The sequence below is a fragment of the Pseudomonas sp. Leaf15 genome, assembly GCF_001421425.1.
GTDB lineage: Bacteria > Pseudomonadota > Gammaproteobacteria > Pseudomonadales > Pseudomonadaceae > Aquipseudomonas > Aquipseudomonas salomonii.
In genome coordinates this window covers 12,550-29,952 of record NZ_LMKI01000034.1, presented here as the reverse complement: position 1 = coordinate 29,952, position 17,403 = coordinate 12,550, and the positions used below count along the sequence as shown (strand labels likewise).

Genomic DNA, 17,403 nt, shown 5'->3' with positions numbered 1-17,403 from the left:
ACCATGATCTTCACCCAGGAACACCAGGAACTGCGCCGCACCGTGCGCGCCTTCGTCGACCGCGAGATCAACCCGCACGTGGACGAGTGGGAAAAAGCCGGGCGCTTCCCCATTCACGAGATCTTCCGCAAGGCCGGCGACCTCGGCCTGCTGGGCATTTCCAAGCCGGAACAATTTGGCGGCATGGGCCTGGACTACAGCTACTCCATCGTCGCCGCCGAAGAGTTCGGCACCATCCGCTGCGGCGGCATCCCCATGTCCATCGGCGTGCAGACCGACATGTGCACGCCCGCCCTCGCCCGCTTCGGCTCCGATGAGCTGCGCGATGAATTCCTGCGCCCGGCCATCAGCGGCGAGCAAGTGGGTTGCATCGGCGTCTCGGAAACCGGCGCCGGCTCCGACGTGGCGGGGCTTAAAACCCACGCGCGCAAGGACGGCGACGACTACGTGATCAACGGCAGCAAAATGTGGATCACCAACTCGCCCAGCGCCGACTTTATCTGCCTGCTGGCCAACACCTCCGACGACAAGCCGCATATCAACAAATCACTGATCATGGTGCCAATGACCACCCCAGGCATCAGCGTCAGCCCGCCGCTGGAAAAGCTCGGCATGCACAGCTCCGAGACCGCCCAGGTGTTTTTCGACGGCGTGCGCGTGCCGCAACGCAACCGCATCGGCCACGAAGGCGCGGGGTTCATGATGCAAATGCTGCAGTTCCAGGAAGAACGCCTGTTTGGCGCGGCCAATATGATCAAGGGCCTGGAGCACTGCATCGACAGCACCATCGAATACTGCAAAGAGCGCCAGACCTTCGGCAAGGCGCTGATCGACAACCAGGTCATCCACTTTCGCCTGGCCGAGTTGTCCACCGAAATCGAATGCCTGCGCGCGCTGGTCTACCAGGCCACCGAGCAATACATCAAAGGCCAGGATGTGACCCGCCTGGCCTCCATGGCCAAACTCAAGGCCGGGCGCCTGGGCCGTGAAGTCAGCGACAGCTGCCTGCAATACTGGGGCGGCATGGGCTTTATGTGGGACAACCCGGTGGCCCGCGCCTACCGTGACGTGCGGCTGGTGTCGATTGGCGGCGGCGCCGACGAAATCATGCTGGGCATCATCTGCAAATTGATGGGCACCCTGCCCGGGAAAAAATCATGAACACCCTGCTGCTCGAACCACACAACGGCGTGCTGCACATCACCCTCAACCGCCCCGCCAGCCGCAATGCGATGAGCCTGGAGATGGTCAACGAACTGCAGGCGGTCTTGGCACAATTGGACAGCCAGGTGCGCGCCGTGGTGATCAGCGGCGCCGGCGGGCACTTCTGTGCCGGGGCGGATGTGAAAGACATGGTCATGGCGGGCGGGCAGTTGCAGGCACTGAACCGCGCCTTCGGCACCCTGCTGCAAGCCGTCGAAGCCGTGCCGCAAGTGGTGATCGTGGTGCTGCAAGGCGCCGTGCTGGGCGGTGGCTTTGGGCTGGCGTGCGTCAGTGATATCGCGATTGCCGACCACCAGGCGCAGTTCGGCCTGCCGGAGACCAGCCTGGGCTTGTTGCCGGCGCAGATTGCGCCGTTTGTGGTCAAGCGCATTGGCTTGACCCAGTCGCGGCGGCTGGCGCTGACGGCGGCGCGGTTTGATGGGGTTGAGGCGCAGCGATTGGGCGTGGTGCATTACGTCGAGCGCGATGCACAAGCCTTGGCAGAGCGGCTGGATGAAGTGCTGGGGCAGGTGTTGCGCTGTGCGCCGGGGGCGAATGCGCGGACTAAAGCGCTGTTGCTCGCCAGTGTGGAACAGCCGGTGGGAGCACTGTTGGATCAGGCCGCAGAATGGTTTGCTGAGGCGGTGACGAGTGAGGAAGGGATTGAGGGGACGCAGGCGTTTGTGCAGAAGCGTAAGCCTGGGTGGTGCAAATGACGCTTTCGCGAGCAAGCCCGCTCCCACATTTTGATGTGTGAACCCCTTCAAATGTGGGAGGGGGCTTGCTCCCGAAGAGGCCAGCACGAACACCCCATCATCCAAGGGATAACCCCATGCCTGCATTCACCAAAATCCTGATCGCCAACCGCGGCGAAATCGCCTGCCGCATCCAGCGCACCGCCCAGGCCCTGGGTTACGGAACCGTCGCCATCTACAGCGACGCCGACGCCCAGGCCCTGCACGTGCAAATGGCCGACGAAGCCGTCCCTGTCGGCCCCGCACCCGTCAACCAGTCGTACCTCAACATCGCGGCCATCCTCGACGCCGCCAGACGCACCGGCGCCGACGCCATCCACCCCGGCTACGGTTTCCTCTCCGAAAACACTGGATTCGCCCAAGCCTGCCTGGACGCCGGCCTCACCTTCATCGGCCCCAGCGTGGCCGCCATCGAGCTGATGGGCAGCAAACGCCAGTCCAAACTCGCCATGCTCGACGCGGGTGTGCCGTGCATCGCCGGTTATCAAGGCACTGCCCAGGATGACGCGACCTTGCAGCAAGAGGCTGAGCGCATCGGCTACCCGTTGATGATCAAAGCCAGTGCCGGCGGTGGCGGGCGTGGCATGCGCCTGGTCCACGACGTCAGCCAGCTGCTCGACCAACTGCGCACCGCACGCTCAGAAGCCCTCAACGCGTTTGGCAGCGACGAACTGATCCTCGAACAAGCCCTGATCGACCCGCGCCACGTTGAAATCCAACTGTTCGGCGACAGCCACGGCCACCTCATCTACCTGGGCGAACGCGACTGCTCGATCCAGCGCCGCCACCAAAAAGTCATCGAAGAAGCGCCCTGCCCGGTGATGACGCCCGCGCTGCGCCAAGCCATGGGCGACGCGGCGCTGAAGGCTGGGCGCGCGGTCAATTACGTCGGTGCAGGCACGGTGGAGTTCCTGCTCGACCGAAACGGCCACTTCTACTTCCTGGAAATGAACACCCGCCTGCAAGTGGAGCACCCGGTCACCGAACTGATCACGGGGTTGGACCTGGTTGAGTTGCAACTGAACATCGCCGCCGGCGAAGCGCTGCCGTTGCAACAGGCCGACGTGACCCTGACCGGCCACGCCATGGAAGTGCGCCTGTACGCTGAAGATCCGGCCCAGGGCTTTTTACCGCAAACCGGCGATGTGCTGCGCTGGGAACCGGCTGGCGGCGTACGCATCGACCACGGCGTGCTGGAAGGCCAACGTATCAGCCCGTTCTATGACGCCATGCTGGGCAAAATCATCGCCCATGGCGCCACCCGCGAAGAGGCCCGGCGCAAATTGCTGCGCGCAGTGCAAGACACCGTGTTGCTGGGCGTCACCACCAACCAGGGTTTGCTGGTGGACCTGCTCAGGCACGCGGACTTTATCGCGGGCGAGTTCAGCACCGGGTTTATCGCCGAGCACTTCCATCACATTCCACGTCACGCCGCGACAGAGGAGCAGCTTGCCCTGGCCGCCGCGCTGTTTTACCAACACAGTGCCAGCGCCCACCGCCAAGGCTTGTCGGGATGGCGCAACAATGCGCCCTGGCGCTATCGCCTGGCGGTGAACGACAAGGTGCACGACCTCGACGTCAGTGTACTGGAGGGCAACCACCTGCAAGCCAACGGCATCGAGGTCCGCGACCTGACCACCGACGGCCGCTGGGCCACGCTTGTGATCGACGGCATTCGCCGGCGCCTGCCCTATCACCTGGACGACACTCAACTCTGGCTGCCGGGCGTGAAGATCATCAACCGCACCCAACAGGTCGCCAGCCGCCAGGCCGACGCCAGCACCGGCGTCGTCAAGGCGCCGATGGACGGTGCGATTGTCGATATACGCGTGAGCGCCGGTGAACGCGTCAGCAAAGGCCAACTGCTGCTGGTGCTCGAAGCCATGAAAATGGAGCATCCGCTGACGGCCGGCATCGACGGTGTGATCAAGGGTGTGCAGGTCGTCGCAGGTGATCAAGTGCGCAATCGCCAGGTTTTGCTGGAGATCGAATAACCCCCTAGGCGGAACTACACGGCCCAGCTACGCTCTATCCCCATCAGGAAAGGACGAGTACGGGAACCTGCACGATGCCCCATTGGCTGATTATTGACCTTGAAGCCACAACGGATGAAGGCGGCTGGCCCGTGACGGAGATGGAAGTCATCGAGATCGGCGCCAGCCTGGTGAACCGCCAGGGCCGCGAGCTGGATCACTTCCAGCGCTTCGTGCGGCCGCTGCGCCGCCCCTTGCTGACGCCGTTCTGTCGCCAACTCACGCATATCACCCAGGCCAACATCGACGCGGCGGCGCCGATCACCGAGGTGTGGCCGTTGTTCGAGCGTTGGCTGGGCCAGCATCAAGCGCGCCTGGAAGGCTGGGCCAGCTGGGGCGACTACGACCGCGCGCAGCTTGAACTTGAGTGGCAACGCCATGGCCTGACCAGCGCGCTCGCCCAGACCGCGCATGTGAACCTCAAGCAGCGTTTCGCCAAGGCCCGGCGCCTGGACAAGCCCCTGGGGCTAAACGGCGCGCTGCAATTGGCGGGGATGCAGTTCCATGGCCAGCAACATCGGGCACTCGAAGACGCGCGCAACACCGCACGCCTGCTGCCGTTGATTTTGCCGGTCTAGGCAGCTCCCCTGGCCTTGGGCATACTGGCCGACCTTTACAGACCCTTTTCCGAGGATTCACCCATGTTCAAAGTCAACGAGTACTTCGACGGCACCGTCAAGTCGATCGCTTTCGGCACCGCAGAGGGCCCTGCGACCATCGGCGTGATGGCCCCGGGTGAATACGAATTCGGCACCGCCCAGCGTGAAATCATGCACGTGGTGTCCGGCGCCCTGTCCGTCAAGCTGCCAGACGCCAATGACTGGGAAACCTTCGCCGCCGGCAGCCAGTTCAATGTGCCGGCCAACAGCAAGTTCCAGCTGAAGGTCGCCGTAGACACCGCTTACCTGTGCGAATACCGCGGCTAAGGGTTACAGCGCAAAAAAAATGCCCGTCTCGCAGGAGACGGGCATTTTTTTATTCCAGGATCGTCACGGGCATGCCGACGGCTAGTTCACCGCTGCCATCGTTGACCAGGTTCTGGCCGAACAGGACGTTACCGTCCTGCTCACGGTAGGTCTTGAGGGTCGCCAGCGGCTCACGGTCGTCGCTGCGCTCGCCGCTGGCCGGGTCGATGGTGGTGAGGATGCAGCGCGAGCACGACTTGACCACGCGAAACTCCACAGCGCCGATACGCAGGCGTTTCCAACCGTCTTCGGCGAAGGCCTCGCTGCCTTCAATCACTAGATTGGGACGGAAACGCAACATCTCCATCGGGCGACCGATGCGCTGGGACAAGTCGTCCAACGAGGCCTGGCCGATCAGCAGCAGCGGGAAACCATCGGCAAAACCGACCTGATCGTCGTCCTTGCCATAACCCGCTTCAGTGGTACGTGCGCGTGCCAGCGGCACCTGCACCAGCCGCGTGGGCTTGCCGATAAAGTCACTGACCCAGGCCGCCGCCGCATCGCCGGCATCCGGCACACGCAGGGTGTCGCGCCAAATAGTGACGCCGCGCAACTCCGCATCGCTGCCCGGCAGCGCCACGTCCAGCGCGGCAAAGCCAGGTGAATTCAGGGTCAGGCCACCGGCGCTGTTCCACAACGCCGACAACTGGCTCATCTTCGCCACTGCCCGCTGGGTGAGGAATCGGCCGCTGGCTTCGTCCACCAGCATCCAGCGTCGATCCCCGTCCAGCCCGAGTTTATCCAGGCCGATGTGCTGCAAGGTTTCGGCCTTGCCGGACTTCAAGGGGTAACGGTACAGCGCGCTGAGACGAAGCATGGGCCTGCATTCCTGAGGGGGACAAAGCGCCACCCTATAGGACGGGACTTCCAGAATCAAAGGTCGCTGGAGCTCTTGTGACCGGTAAGCTCACTGTGGCGAGCAGGCTTGCCCTGCGTTGGGGCGCGAAGCGGCCCTGAAACCAGGCGCTTTGGTTTTGCCTGGAAGTACGCGGCGCCTTTATTGGGGCTGCTTCGCAGCCCAACGCAGGGCAAGCCTGCTCGCCACAACAAACCTGCTAGCCACAACAGGGCTGCTTGCCATAACAAGCCTGCCTGCCACAACAGGCTCCCTGCTCAGGCGGGCACTTCGTCCAACATCAAGCGCTGGCGCACCACATCCACCAGCTTATCGGGCTGGAATTTGGACAGGAAGTTGTCGCAGCCGACCTTCTTGACCATCGAGTCGTTGAAGCTGCCCGACAGCGAGGTGTGCAGCACCACGTAAAGGCCACGCAGGCGCGGGTCGTTGCGAATTTCAGTGGTCAGGCGGTAGCCGTCCATCTCGGGCATTTCCGCGTCGGTGAAGATCATCAGCAATTTGTCGGTCATGACCTGGCCGCTGTCGGCCCAGCCCTTGAGCATGTTCAGGGCCTTGAGGCCGTCGCTGGCAATGTGCATCTTCACACCGAGTTGCCCCAGGGTGTCGCGCAGTTGCGAGAGGGCCACATTGGAATCGTCCACCAGCAGCACTTCGCGGCCACGGGCACGTTCCAGCACCGGGTCTTCAAGTTTTTCCCGCGAGACTTTGGCGTTGTACGGCACGATTTCGGCGAGGACTTTTTCCACGTCGATGATTTCCACCAGCTGGTCATCGACCTTGCTGATGGCCGTGAGGTAATGCTGGCGCCCGGCGCTGGCCGGTGGCGGCAGGATGGCTTCCCAGTTCATGTTGACGATGCGGTCCACACCGCCCACCAGGAAGGCCTGCACCGAACGGTTGTACTCGGTGACGATAATCGTGCTGTTCGGCCCCGGTACCAGCGGGCGCATGCCGATGGCCTGGGACAGGTCGATCACCGGCAGGGTCTGGCCCCGCAGGTTGACCACGCCGCATACAAACGGGTGACGCTGGGGCATCAGGGTCAACTTGGGCAGTTGCAGGACTTCCTGAACCTTGAACACGTTAATCGCAAACAGTTGCCGCCCGGCCAGGCGAAACATGAGGATCTCCAGGCGATTCTCACCCACCAATTGCGTGCGTTGATCTACCGTGTCGAGAATGCCGGCCATTAAAAGCTCCTGATGTGGGATTGTGCAGCTCACTTAAGGCTTGTTATCGGCGGCAAGCGCCATACCTTGACCCTGGTAAAATGCCATGTAAATTCATTGATGTCACACTGACATCATGGTTTACTGCAATCTGCTTTCCAGACGGCAGTACAGCGACCTTGCGCGACATTTAAATCGACGCAGGGTTCCGCTGCGTAAGGGATTCCCCTATGCACAATCAGGCCCGACCTGATATTCGCGATATCTAATAGCCATTAATGTGACGCCATTCTCATTGCATGAATGGAGTCAGGCTTTTGTTTGCCATACCAAGCCCTCGGCCCACGGGTCTTCCAGACTTATACGTGGCGGCAACCAAAGTTGTGCAAATGACCCGAATGCCCAGGGCCTTCCACGGCTACTCTGATCATTCAAGTAACGGTCCTACTGGAATTTCAGAAGCAGGCTACAGATCTCAGTCATATTTCAGCGGTAGTTTTACGCCATTCACCCGGTGCGGCATCTCATCACCCGACCTTATGTTGCGGAGACTTGTATGATGAATAGCGCAAACGAATGGCAAACTGCACTTCCCGAGTTTCTGCTCGAAGCCGAAAAGCTCTTGGCCAAGTCAGAAGAGTGCTTGCACCATTTACATCTGATTCGCAATGACAGCGATGCCATCGACTGCATGAAAACCAGCCTGGCCAAGCTCGCGGAAAAGGCCGAAGGCCTGGCCCTGCGGGCAATCAGCGAGTTTTCCCGACATATCCAATGCCTGATCGCCAACGCCGCCAGCCCCTTGGAGCTGCATGACCAGGCGCTGACTGCCCTGCATGACTGCATGACGTTACTGGCCTGGCAACTGGAACTGATCGACATTCGTACGGGCGAACTGACGCTGGACGACAGCGAACAAACCACACTGATCGCGACCGTCACCTTGCAGATCCCACAGAAAGACTTCACGCATAAACCACAACAGCGCGTACATCACGCGTCCTGAGTGCCGGCAGGTCGTACTTGATCGTCGAGTTATCTAAAAACGACCGTACATTAAGCGGTCGACAATGATGCGCGGGCTATATATCAATTAGCCATCGCCGCAATATCGATACAAACAAACCCAAATAATATAATTACCCTGGGTAAACGGCTGACTCTTTTAACTACAGAGTCAGGTTCCTCGGCGTTTGGCGCAGATTAAACCGCACCGGGTAAGGCGCCAGGCGACCAACGGTAATAGTGGTGGTACTATGCCCCGCTCGAAGTGACTCAACTTCATCATGTATAAACAAACGTTCCAGCACCGCATTCCACACAGAGCCCTGTCAGCCGCCATGACCGGTCTTCCCGCAGCGAACCTTCAGTGGCTCCATCCGCTATGTACGCCAGCCTAAAGTCACTCATCGCAAGGTCCGTGTCCCGCAGCAATGCCCGCCGCCTGGTCCTCGCCCTGTGCCTTTGCTCGCTGTTGGTCAGTCTGTGGGCCTATACACGCTCAGCTCCCCTGCCTTTGCTGATCGTGCTGCTCAACCTGGCCACCTTGATGGTGGTGGGGCTGCAGCAGTGGCACTCGCGCAAATCGATCAAGTTCCAGCCGCAGGAACTGGCCGACCGCCTGCTGCAAGTCCAGGAAAACGAACGCCACCGCCTCAGCCGCGAATTGCATGACGATATCGGCCAACTGCTGACCGCCGCCAAACTGCAAAGCGAATGGCTCAAGCGACGCCTGCCCGACGACCTGCAAAGCCAATGCACAGTGTTATGCAACACCTTGAACGAAACCCTGGCCAAAGTGCGCGACGTGTCCGCCATCCTCAACCCCCGCCAGTTGGCCAGCCTGGGCCTTGAGGCAAGCCTGCGCGCGCACTTGCTCAAGACCCTGGAAAACACCTCGGTGCACTGGAGCCTGGAATGCCAGCAGCGCCTGACCGGCATCCCGGAAGAAATGGCCGTGGCAGCCTTTCGCATCACCCAGGAAGCGGTGACCAATATGCTGCGCCATGCCCAGGCGCAGAATCTGCTGGTACGCCTGCAACGCCTGCCCGAAGGCCTGTCGCTGATGATCTGCGATGATGGCCTGGGCTTTTCACCGGCGCTCAACCCCAGCCTGGAAGGCCAACGGGGCATGGCCGGCATGCGCGAGCGCATCGACCAACTGGGCGGTGCGTTGTCTGTCAGCAGCCAGCCAGGCAAAGGCACGCGCATCGAAGCGCTTTTCCCCTGGGCGCCCCGCGCCCTCGAACGGGCCAATTCCCCTAAGGTTCTCGAGTGACTTGCAACTTACTCCTGGTGGATGACCACGCACTGATCCGGGCCGGCGTACGCGCGCTGATCCAGGACATCCCAGGCTACAGCGTGATCGGCGAGGCCAGCGATGGCGCGCAATTGCTGGAGACATTCAGCGCCCTGCAGCCGGATATCGTGCTGCTCGACCTGTCGATGAAATACACCGGCGGCCTTGACGCGCTGCAGCAACTCAAGGCGGCCTACCCCAAAAGCAAGGTGCTGATCCTGTCGATGCACACCGACCCGGAGCTGATCATGCGCGCGCTGGAGTCCGGCGCCCATGGCTACCTGCTCAAGGACACCACCGCCAGCGAGCTGGAACACGCCCTGCTGGCCTTGCGTAACAACGAGCGCTACCTGAGCCCTGCGATTGCCCACACGGTGATCAACCAGGCGCTGATCCGCAGCCAGGGGCCGATCTCCCCCGCCGCCGACAGCCACAACCTCACGGCGCGCCAGCTGGAGATCCTGCGTTTGATCGTGCGCGGCAAGTCCACGCGGGAAATCGCCCAGGGCCTGGGCTTGAGTATCAAAACGGTGGAAGCGCACCGCTCGCAGATCATGAAACGCCTGCAGATCTTCGACGTGGCGGGCCTGGTGTTATTCGCCGTTCGCGAGCAGATCATCAGCCTGGACGACTAACGGCGAACCCAGCGGCAAATGCACGCGCAGGGCCTTGGGCAGCGCGGAAAACCGCAGGTCATCGCCTTTCAATGGCTCGCCATCAAGGTTGATATACAGCCCTTCGGCCACCTTGATCTCGACCCAGGGCAGGCGCGCACGGACAAACATATTGTCCAGGCCCCAGCCGTCACTCATCAGGGTCATCAGCGTGCCGACCACTTCCTGGGGCGCCGGCAAAATACTGATATCAAGCAAGCCATCATCGGCCAGCGCGCCGGGGCACAGCACATGTCCGCCGCCCGCCTGGCGGCCGTTGCCGATACCCAGCGCAAGCAAGTCGCCTTTCCAGTGAAAGCCCGGCCCTTCCAGCTCGCCATACGCCGCCTTCAACTCGCTGAAACGCGACAGCCCGGTGAACAGATACGCCGCGCCGCCCAGCACTTTTTTCAGGTCTTCGGAGGTATTGGCGGTGACCTGGCTGCCAAAGCCGCCGGTGGCCATATTGAGGAACATCTGCCCACCGGCCTGGCCGAGGTCGATGGCCCTGGGCGGCACATCCAGCAGCGCCAGCGCGCGTTCAGGCTCCAGCGGCACACCGGCGGCGCGGGCAAAGTCATTGGCGGTGCCCAGCGGCATCAACACCAGGCTGGCGTCGGTCTTGGCCAGGGCCATGGCCTCGGCCACGTCGCGCAAGGTGCCGTCGCCGCCACCGGCGATCAAGTGGGTATAGCCATCGGCCAAGGCTTCATTGACCAGGCGCTGGGCATCGCCGCCCTCCCACGTTACCCGTACCGCCAGCTCCCAACCCTGCTCGCGCCGGGCCTGCACGGCAGCGCGCACGTCCTCATTGAGGGCTTGCTTGCCGTGCAGGATCAACAGTGCTTTGGGGGTGGTCATGGGGTCATTCTCCTGGGTTCAAGGGTTCCTGAAGGATGTGGACCTTTGCCGAGGAGAAAAAAGTCATTCGCTTGAAAATTAATTTGCCGCCGGTTACGCCAATTTCTGCGCCTGTGATTAAAACCCGACTACATTAAAACCCAGGGTGCAGCGTGAAGCGCTGGTGAGTCGCCAAAATTTTTGCTCAGGAGAGCCGGAATGAAGGACGACTCAACAGACAATAAACCTGCAATTACCGCCCCTTTGGCCCGTCGGGACTTTCTCGGTAAAACCGGCCTGCTGGTGGGCAGCGCCGCACTCGGGGCTACGTTTGGGCCGCTGGCACGCGCGGCACAATCGCCCACTTCAACCGATGCCCAACTGGAAGTGCCGGCCTGGACAAAAACCCTGGGCGGCCCTACCGGGGTGCCCTACGGCACGCCGTCCGGGTTTGAGACAGGTGCGATGCGTACTCTTTACCCCGGGCTTACCGAACGCATGTCGGCCTACAGCACGTCGCCCCTGCAGGAACTGGACGGCATCATCACGCCCAACGGGCTGTTTTTTGAACGCCATCACGCCGGTGTGCCCGCGATTGACCCGGCCAGGCACTTCCTGGTGATTCATGGGCTGACTGACACTGCCCTGCTGTTCACCCTCGATGAGCTGCGCCAGTTTCCCGCCGTCTCGCGTATCCACTTCATCGAATGCTCGGGCAACCCTTCATTCCTGCCGCCCTGGGGCAAAACCGCCGCTGAAGTCGCAGGCCTGGTCAGTTGCGCCGAATGGGTCGGCGTGCCGCTGAAAACCTTGCTGCACGCGGCCGGCCTCAAGCCAGAGGCGAAATGGGTTGTGGCAGAGGGTGCCGATGGCGCGGCCATGACCCGCAGCCTGCCACTCGACAAATGCCTGGATGACGTGTTGGTGGCCTACAGCCAGAACGGCGAAAGGCTGCGCCCCGAACAGGGTTACCCCCTGCGCCTTATCGTGCCGGGTTACGAAGGCAATACCCATATCAAGTGGCTGCGCCGCCTGCATGTCACCGATGCCCCGGCGTACAGCCGTGAGGAAACGGCCAAATACACCGACTTGATGCCGGATGGGCGCGCGAGGAAGTTCTCCTTCGTGATGGAGTGCAAATCACTCATCACGGCACCGTCCGGCACCCAGACACTCACCCGCAAAGGCCCGCATGAAATACGCGGAATCGCCTGGAGCGGCAACGGCAAAATCACCCGCGTGGACGTGTCCGTCGACGGCGGGAACAACTGGTATGCGGCCACGCTGCAGGCGCCGGTGCTGAACAAATGCCTCACGGTATTTCGCGCGCCCTTCGAATGGCAGGGCAAAGCAATGCTCATCATGAGCCGCGCCATCGACGAGACCGGCTACGTGCAACCCAGCCTGGAACAGCTGAAAGCCGTGCGCGGGGACTTTTCGTTCTACCACAACAATGCCATCCAGCCCTGGCGCATCAATGCCAATGGGGAGGTGACCAATGGCCGTGCATAACCTTACCGCCATGGCAGTGGGGCTACTGAGCATGGGCGCGGTTTCGTGCGCATCGACGGCTCCGAAACCCGGCTTGGGGCAGCCGGTGACAGAGCACTACATCGCCCGCTGGAGCATCGACGTCGCCCCCGACGGCAAGAACCTGCCCGCCGGGCAAGGCACGGTCATGGAAGGCGAAAAGGTCTATCAAACCGCCTGCCTTGGCTGCCACGGCGCGCACCTCGAAGGCGGCACAGGCCCGGCCTTGGTCGGCGGTGCCGGCTCGCTGCCCACGCCCAAACCGGTAAAAACCGTCGGCAGTTACTGGCCCTACGCAACCACCCTGTTCGACTATGTCAGGCGCACCATGCCCTTTCAGCAACCACAGTCGTTGAGCAATGATCAGGTGTACGCCGTGGTGGGTTATATCCTCAACAAAAACCAGATAGTGGAAGCGAACGCCACGGTGGATGCTGCTGCCCTCACTCATCTGAAGATGCCCAATCGCGATGGGTTCTACGTCGACGACAGGCCGGATGTGCGTGTGGAGCCTTGCTATAAGGATTGTCTTGGTAGCCCGAAAGCACGTTGATGTGCTTTCGGGCTTGGTACTGTGCAGGTTGAGTGGTGTGCATATCCGTTGCTGCGGTAACGGCGGCTTAGGGTTCCGCCCTGACGGCGGCTCACTTTTGGAAAGACCGGAATGCCGGCCCAGCCAAAAGTAAGCAAAAGGTCTTCGCCCCAACACTCGGTGCCTCGCTGTGGCTCGGCATGCCCGCAATCCGACAGTGATTTGGGGGGCCGCCGCGATGGGCCATCCTTGGCCCAGCGCGGCTAAACCGGCATCCCTGCCGGTTTACCCCCCAAATCACTGTCAGATTCCGGCCATCGTGTTTGACGGGGCGATTTCAGATCAAGATCAAAAGCGCAGATCAAAAGACCGCTGACTTCGTCATCGAAAAGGATGTAAGAGCCAGAGCAACAGCAATAGCAACAGCAACAGCAACAGCAACAGCAACAGCAACAGCAACAGCAACAGCAACAGCAACAGCAACAGCAACAGCAACAGCAACAGCAATAGCAACAGCAGAGCCATACTCGGTCAAAGGTGGGAGCTGGCTTGCCTGCGATGGCATCAACTCTGTGTGCCTGATGTACCGAGGTGTCTGCATCGCAGGCAAGCCAGCTCCCACAGAAAAGCAGATCCCAGGTGTATGCAAATCCGCTTTTCGCTTTTGATCTAACCACTCAGGTCGGCTTTCAGGCCGCCGTGCTCTGCTTTTGATCTTGATCTGTTTTTGATCTGAGAGTCGCCCCGTGAACCACGATGGCCGAACGCAGGCTTGAATCCGTGGGTAACCCGGCAGGACGCCGGGTTAGCCGCGCTGGGCCAAGGATGGCCCATCGCGGCGGCCCACGGATTCAAGCCGGAGTGAGGGCACACCGAGCATTAGCGAGGTGCCAAGTGGTGGGGCGAAGACTTTTTGGTTACTTTTGTGTCTTTACAAAAGTGACCCGCCGTCAGGGCGGAACCCTAAGCCGCCGTTACCGCAGCAACGGATATGTACACCGACAAACCGCCATCGCAGGCAAGCCAGCTCCCACATTTGGACAGAGATGTCTCAATGGATCAGGCCAATCAGCCCTTGTGCAACTTGCTCATCAACTGCGCCTCAGCCTGGGTCAACCCACACGACTGCGTCAGTTCATCCACCGTCGCGCCCATGCCGACCAATTTAGCCGCCTGGGCAAACGACAGGCTTGAAGGATCACGCTGCTCAATCTGCGCCAACTTATCCGGCAATGGCCCAAGAATCGCGCGCAGTTCATGCACCTCATCCCCAACCTTCACCGCCGTCTGCTGGAAGTGATCCACACGCTTGACCAGATCCAGAATCCGCCGGTCACGCACCGCATCGCGCTCGGCCTGTTGCACAGCCAACTCCCGTTGCTGGCGCATATAGCGCAGCAGGAATGCCAAGGTCCCGGCCCACAGCAGGGCCAGGACAATCACCACCGCATCAAGAAACAATCAGATGTTCTCCAGATCCGACCATTCTTCTTCGCTCATCATCTTGTCCAGCTCAACCAGAATCAGCAGTTCGCCGTTCTTGTTGCACACGCCCTGGATAAACTTGGCCGATTCTTCATTGCCCACGTTCGGCGCGGTCTCGACTTCCGACTGACGCAGGTAAACCACTTCAGCCACGCTGTCGACCATGATCCCGACCACTTGCTTGTCGGCTTCGATGATCACGATACGCGTGTTGTCGTTGACCTCGGTCGGCACCAGGCCAAAACGCTGGCGGGTGTCGATCACCGTCACCACGTTGCCGCGCAAGTTGATAATGCCCAGCACGTAGCTCGGCGCACCCGGCACCGGAGCGATCTCGGTGTAGCGCAGCACTTCCTGCACGCGCATCACGTTAATGCCGTAGGTTTCATTGTCCAGTTTGAAGGTAACCCATTGCAGGATCGGATCATCCAAACCTTGTGCGGACGCTGACTTGTTCATACCCCTGACCCCTTCAGTGTGTGCTTCTTCGACCGCGCAACCGCACGGCCCTTATTGTTCAATCAACTGCGTTTGTTCTGTGGCATGGTCTTGACCGCACCACTGGCGATCAACTCGGCCAGTTCGGCGACGTCGAGCAATGCGCACATATGTTCAATCACGGTGCCTGCCAGCCAGGGCCGTTGGCCCCGTTGGCTGCGCCACTTGATTTCATTCGGGTCCAGGCGCAACGAGCGGCTGACTTGATGCACCGCCAGCCCCCATTCGTAGCCCTGCACCGAGATCACGTATTGCAAGCCCTGGCGAAAGTCATCGCGGTAGCGGTCGGGCATCACCCAGCGCGCTGTGTCCAGCACCTTGAGGTTGCCGGCCTGGCTGGGCAGGATGCCGAGGAACCACTCCGGTTGCCCGAACAGCGGCGTCAACTCCTGGCCTTCCAGCGAGTAAATCGACCCCAGGCACACCAGCGGCACCGCCAGGGTCAACCCGGCGACGTCGAACAGCAGGCACTCGAACGGCTCGGCCGCCCACGCCGGGCGACCATCACCCGTGACCGGCGGCGGCGTGATGCTCGGCGGCAGGTGCACTTCCACCACCGGTTCAACCACCACAGGCGCAACCACCACGGGCACAGGCACAATCGGCACCACCACGTGGGCATCACGCGCCTGCTCTTCCAGCACCGCCAGTTGGAATTCATCCAGGGTGCTTTCGGATTCAAGGGCAGCAGGTTCAAGCGCAGCAGGTTCAATGACGGCAGGTTCAAGTACCAGAATCGGTTCCGGCAATTCCTCGGCCGTCGCTTCCTGCAACAAGGCGTCCAGGTAGGATTCCAGTGCCAGTTGCGGCCGGGTCTTAAGCTCAACGGGACGGTTCATCACGCCACCTGCGCCACAAGTTGCTGGGACAGCAAATGCTTGAGCAACGCACGGTAGGCCAGTACGCCACGGCTCTTGCCGTCGAACTGCGACGGTGTGAGCCCGGCTCGGCTGGCGTCACGCAGCCGCGTGTCCACCGGAATGTAGCCGTTCCAGATGGTTTCCGGGTACGCATCGCGCAACACCCGCAAGGTGCCCAGCGACGCTTGGGTACGGCGGTCAAACAGGGTGGGCACGATGCTGTACGGCAGCGGCTGTTTGCGTGAACGGTTGATCATCGCCAGGGTGCTGACCATGCGCTCCAGGCCTTTGACCGCCAGGTGTTCGGTCTGCACCGGGATCACCAGCTGCTGGCTGGCCGCCAAGGCGTTGACCATCAGCACACCCAGCAACGGCGGGCTGTCGATAATTGCGTAGTCGAAGTCCTGCCACAGTTGCGCCAGGGTCTTGGCGATCACCAGGCCCAGGCCGCTTTGCCCTGGCGATTGGCGCTCAAGGGTCGCCAGCGCGGTGCTCGACGGCAACAGCGAGATGCTCTCGTTGCTGGTAGGCAGCAGCAATTGCCCCGGCAAATCTGCCGGTACGCTGCCCTTGTGCAGGAACAGGTCGTAGCAGCTGTGCTCCAGCGCATCCGGGTCATAGCCGAAATAACTGGTCATCGAGCCGTGCGGGTCCAGGTCGACCACGACCACACGCTTGCCCGCCTCGGCCAGCAAGCCGGCCAGGGCGATGGACGTGGTGGTCTTGCCGACTCCACCCTTTTGATTGGCAACTGCCCAGACTCTCATTCAGTTGGTTCCTCCCGGTAGGCTAAGGCGCGACCGAGACATTACATAACATTATTGAGCCGGCGACGGAGAATTGACGGCGCTCTGACGAACCGGCGGCTTAACGGTTGGCGGTGCAGTTTGTGTGCCAGCCCGCTTCAAGGCCGCATCTGGTGTTGCATTGGCAGTACCGGTGCCGGTCAGGCTGCGGCGTACATCCAGATTACGTGACACCACCAGCACCACCCGGCGGTTGCGCGCGCGGCCTTCGGCGGTGGCGTTATTGGCCACCGGCTGGAACTCCCCGTAGCCCACCGACGCCAGGCGCCCAGGGTTAATGCCCTGCATCGCGAGCATGCGCACGATGCTTGAGGCCCGTGCCGAGGACAGCTCCCAATTGGTCGGGTACTGCGCGGTGCTGATCGGGAAGTTGTCGGTAAAGCCTTCGACGTGGATCGGGTTCTCAAACGGTTTGAGAATCGCCGCCACCTTGTCGATGATGGTAAACGCCTGGTCGCTCGGCAACGCATCGGCGCTGGCGAACAGCAGGCTGGAATTAAGCTCGATCTCCACCCACAACTCGTTGCCGCGCACGGTCATCTGGTTGGATTTGATCAAGTCGCCAAACGCTGCGCTGATGTCATCGGCGATGCTTTTGAGCGGGTCGCTGGTGCCACCGATGCCGGCGGCGGTTTCGTCGCTGTCATTGACCAGCGGCTTGGCCGGCGTCACGGTCTTGGGCCGCTCCTCGCCAATCGGGATCGGCTTGAGCGAGCGGTCGGTGTCGTTGAATACGCCCACCAGCGCCTGGGAAATAATCTTGTACTTGCCTTCGTTGATCGACGAGATGGAGTACATCACCACAAAAAACGCGAACAGCAAGGTGATGAAGTCGGCGTAGGACACCAGCCAGCGTTCATGGTTGACGTGCTCTTCAGGCTCGCGGCGGCGACGGCTCACAATCGACTCCCTCCCA

Annotated in this window: 19 protein-coding genes; 10 read left to right on the top strand and 9 right to left on the bottom strand. The window is 61.3% G+C overall.

The genetic code is table 11. The features are described 5' to 3' along the window. Nucleotides 1–3: 3 nt before the first annotated feature. The 5 genes from atuD to ppnP all read left to right on the top strand — a co-directional run bounded on the left by atuD (nt 4) and on the right by ppnP (nt 4,917). A complete protein-coding gene (gene atuD / locus ASE80_RS23795) occupies nt 4–1,161 on the top strand; it encodes a citronellyl-CoA dehydrogenase (RefSeq protein ID WP_056861079.1) in 1,158 nt (385 codons plus the stop codon). Beyond that, complete coding sequence (locus ASE80_RS23790) at nt 1,158–1,919, top strand: enoyl-CoA hydratase/isomerase family protein (protein ID WP_056861078.1); 762 nt, start codon at nt 1,158–1,160, stop codon at nt 1,917–1,919. Before atuD ends, ASE80_RS23790 begins: the two co-directional genes overlap by 4 nt. Nucleotides 1,920–2,035: 116 nt before the next feature. After that, nucleotides 2,036–3,952: an acetyl/propionyl/methylcrotonyl-CoA carboxylase subunit alpha gene (locus tag ASE80_RS23785; RefSeq protein WP_056861077.1), complete on the top strand. Its 1,917-nt coding sequence runs from the start codon at nt 2,036–2,038 to the stop codon at nt 3,950–3,952. A 74-nt stretch (nt 3,953–4,026) separates the two neighbouring features. Continuing rightward, nucleotides 4,027–4,569: an exonuclease domain-containing protein gene (locus ASE80_RS23780; RefSeq protein ID WP_017134973.1), complete on the top strand. Its 543-nt coding sequence runs from the start codon at nt 4,027–4,029 to the stop codon at nt 4,567–4,569. A gap of 63 nt (nt 4,570–4,632) precedes the next feature. Further along, nucleotides 4,633–4,917 carry a pyrimidine/purine nucleoside phosphorylase gene (gene ppnP, locus ASE80_RS23775; protein WP_027603886.1) on the top strand — a complete coding sequence of 95 codons (285 nt, stop codon included), beginning with the start codon at nt 4,633–4,635 and terminating at the stop codon, nt 4,915–4,917. A 49-nt stretch (nt 4,918–4,966) separates the two neighbouring features. Here the strand turns inward: ppnP and ASE80_RS23770 are convergent, their stop codons facing one another. Further along, the gene (locus ASE80_RS23770; RefSeq protein WP_056861076.1) at nt 4,967–5,773 is read right to left on the bottom strand and encodes an MOSC domain-containing protein; all 807 of its coding nucleotides are present in this window, start codon (nt 5,771–5,773) and stop codon (nt 4,967–4,969) included. Nucleotides 5,774–6,069: 296 nt separating this feature from the next. After that, on the bottom strand, nt 6,070–7,005 hold the full coding sequence (locus ASE80_RS23765; protein ID WP_056861075.1) for a chemotaxis protein CheV: 936 nt from the start codon (nt 7,003–7,005) through the stop codon (nt 6,070–6,072). A gap of 535 nt (nt 7,006–7,540) precedes the next feature. Between ASE80_RS23765 and ASE80_RS23760 the strand changes: the two genes are divergently transcribed. The 3 genes from ASE80_RS23760 to ASE80_RS23750 all read left to right on the top strand — a co-directional run bounded on the left by ASE80_RS23760 (nt 7,541) and on the right by ASE80_RS23750 (nt 9,918). Further along, nucleotides 7,541–7,990, top strand: a complete 450-nt coding sequence (locus tag ASE80_RS23760) for a hypothetical protein (protein WP_177336539.1) — start codon at nt 7,541–7,543, stop codon at nt 7,988–7,990. 378 nt (nt 7,991–8,368) lie between these two features. After that, the gene (locus tag ASE80_RS23755; RefSeq protein ID WP_056861074.1) at nt 8,369–9,262 is read left to right on the top strand and encodes a sensor histidine kinase; all 894 of its coding nucleotides are present in this window, start codon (nt 8,369–8,371) and stop codon (nt 9,260–9,262) included. Beyond that, nucleotides 9,259–9,918, top strand: a complete 660-nt coding sequence (locus ASE80_RS23750; protein WP_056861073.1) for a response regulator transcription factor — start codon at nt 9,259–9,261, stop codon at nt 9,916–9,918. Before ASE80_RS23755 ends, ASE80_RS23750 begins: the two co-directional genes overlap by 4 nt. On the opposite strand, the gene yegS is transcribed toward ASE80_RS23750, so the two are convergent. After that, nucleotides 9,877–10,797, bottom strand: coding sequence for a lipid kinase YegS (gene yegS / locus ASE80_RS23745; protein ID WP_056861072.1), 921 nt, complete (start codon nt 10,795–10,797; stop codon nt 9,877–9,879). The two genes, ASE80_RS23750 and yegS, sit on opposite strands and share 42 nt — an antisense overlap. Before the next feature lie 198 nt (nt 10,798–10,995). Here yegS and soxC point away from each other — a divergent pair, with 198 nt between their 5' ends. Together soxC and ASE80_RS23735 are read left to right on the top strand one after the other, a co-directional pair. Beyond that, nucleotides 10,996–12,288, top strand: coding sequence for a sulfite dehydrogenase (soxC, locus tag ASE80_RS23740; RefSeq protein ID WP_056861071.1), 1,293 nt, complete (start codon nt 10,996–10,998; stop codon nt 12,286–12,288). After that, a complete protein-coding gene (locus ASE80_RS23735) occupies nt 12,275–12,859 on the top strand; it encodes a c-type cytochrome (protein ID WP_056861070.1) in 585 nt (194 codons plus the stop codon). Before soxC ends, ASE80_RS23735 begins: the two co-directional genes overlap by 14 nt. Nucleotides 12,860–13,219: 360 nt before the next feature. Here ASE80_RS23735 and ASE80_RS31040 read toward each other — a convergent pair whose 3' ends face one another. The 6 genes from ASE80_RS31040 to motD form a co-directional block, all read right to left on the bottom strand. Further along, the gene (locus ASE80_RS31040; protein WP_177336538.1) at nt 13,220–13,363 is read right to left on the bottom strand and encodes a hypothetical protein; all 144 of its coding nucleotides are present in this window, start codon (nt 13,361–13,363) and stop codon (nt 13,220–13,222) included. Nucleotides 13,364–13,906: 543 nt separating this feature from the next. After that, the gene (locus ASE80_RS23730; protein ID WP_056861069.1) at nt 13,907–14,299 is read right to left on the bottom strand and encodes a DUF2802 domain-containing protein; all 393 of its coding nucleotides are present in this window, start codon (nt 14,297–14,299) and stop codon (nt 13,907–13,909) included. Continuing rightward, entirely contained in the window at nt 14,300–14,782 is a 483-nt protein-coding gene (locus ASE80_RS23725; RefSeq protein WP_056861068.1) for a chemotaxis protein CheW, read from the bottom strand. 62 nt (nt 14,783–14,844) lie between these two features. Then, nucleotides 14,845–15,660, bottom strand: coding sequence for a CheW domain-containing protein (locus tag ASE80_RS23720; protein WP_056861067.1), 816 nt, complete (start codon nt 15,658–15,660; stop codon nt 14,845–14,847). Further along, entirely contained in the window at nt 15,660–16,448 is a 789-nt protein-coding gene (locus ASE80_RS23715; protein WP_056861066.1) for a ParA family protein, read from the bottom strand. Before ASE80_RS23715 ends, ASE80_RS23720 begins: the two co-directional genes overlap by 1 nt. Nucleotides 16,449–16,499: 51 nt before the next feature. After that, nucleotides 16,500–17,387, bottom strand: a complete 888-nt coding sequence (gene motD, locus ASE80_RS23710; RefSeq protein WP_056861065.1) for a flagellar motor protein MotD — start codon at nt 17,385–17,387, stop codon at nt 16,500–16,502. Nucleotides 17,388–17,403: the final 16 nt, after the last annotated feature.

Coding starts and splice junctions, on each gene's coding strand:
- atuD (WP_056861079.1), top strand. CDS start 4: ATGATCTTCACCCAGGAACACCAGGAACTGCGCCGCACCGTGCGCGCC.
- ASE80_RS23735 (WP_056861070.1), top strand. CDS start 12,275: ATGGCCGTGCATAACCTTACCGCCATGGCAGTGGGGCTACTGAGCATG.
- ASE80_RS23770 (WP_056861076.1), bottom strand. CDS start 5,773: ATGCTTCGTCTCAGCGCGCTGTACCGTTACCCCTTGAAGTCCGGCAAG.
- ppnP (WP_027603886.1), top strand. CDS start 4,633: ATGTTCAAAGTCAACGAGTACTTCGACGGCACCGTCAAGTCGATCGCT.
- ASE80_RS23760 (WP_177336539.1), top strand. CDS start 7,541: ATGATGAATAGCGCAAACGAATGGCAAACTGCACTTCCCGAGTTTCTG.
- ASE80_RS23715 (WP_056861066.1), bottom strand. CDS start 16,448: ATGAGAGTCTGGGCAGTTGCCAATCAAAAGGGTGGAGTCGGCAAGACC.
- ASE80_RS23790 (WP_056861078.1), top strand. CDS start 1,158: ATGAACACCCTGCTGCTCGAACCACACAACGGCGTGCTGCACATCACC.
- ASE80_RS31040 (WP_177336538.1), bottom strand. CDS start 13,363: ATGGCTCTGCTGTTGCTATTGCTGTTGCTGTTGCTGTTGCTGTTGCTG.
- ASE80_RS23725 (WP_056861068.1), bottom strand. CDS start 14,782: ATGAACAAGTCAGCGTCCGCACAAGGTTTGGATGATCCGATCCTGCAA.
- ASE80_RS23720 (WP_056861067.1), bottom strand. CDS start 15,660: ATGAACCGTCCCGTTGAGCTTAAGACCCGGCCGCAACTGGCACTGGAA.
- ASE80_RS23785 (WP_056861077.1), top strand. CDS start 2,036: ATGCCTGCATTCACCAAAATCCTGATCGCCAACCGCGGCGAAATCGCC.
- soxC (WP_056861071.1), top strand. CDS start 10,996: ATGAAGGACGACTCAACAGACAATAAACCTGCAATTACCGCCCCTTTG.
- yegS (WP_056861072.1), bottom strand. CDS start 10,797: ATGACCACCCCCAAAGCACTGTTGATCCTGCACGGCAAGCAAGCCCTC.
- ASE80_RS23765 (WP_056861075.1), bottom strand. CDS start 7,005: ATGGCCGGCATTCTCGACACGGTAGATCAACGCACGCAATTGGTGGGT.
- ASE80_RS23780 (WP_017134973.1), top strand. CDS start 4,027: ATGCCCCATTGGCTGATTATTGACCTTGAAGCCACAACGGATGAAGGC.
- ASE80_RS23755 (WP_056861074.1), top strand. CDS start 8,369: ATGTACGCCAGCCTAAAGTCACTCATCGCAAGGTCCGTGTCCCGCAGC.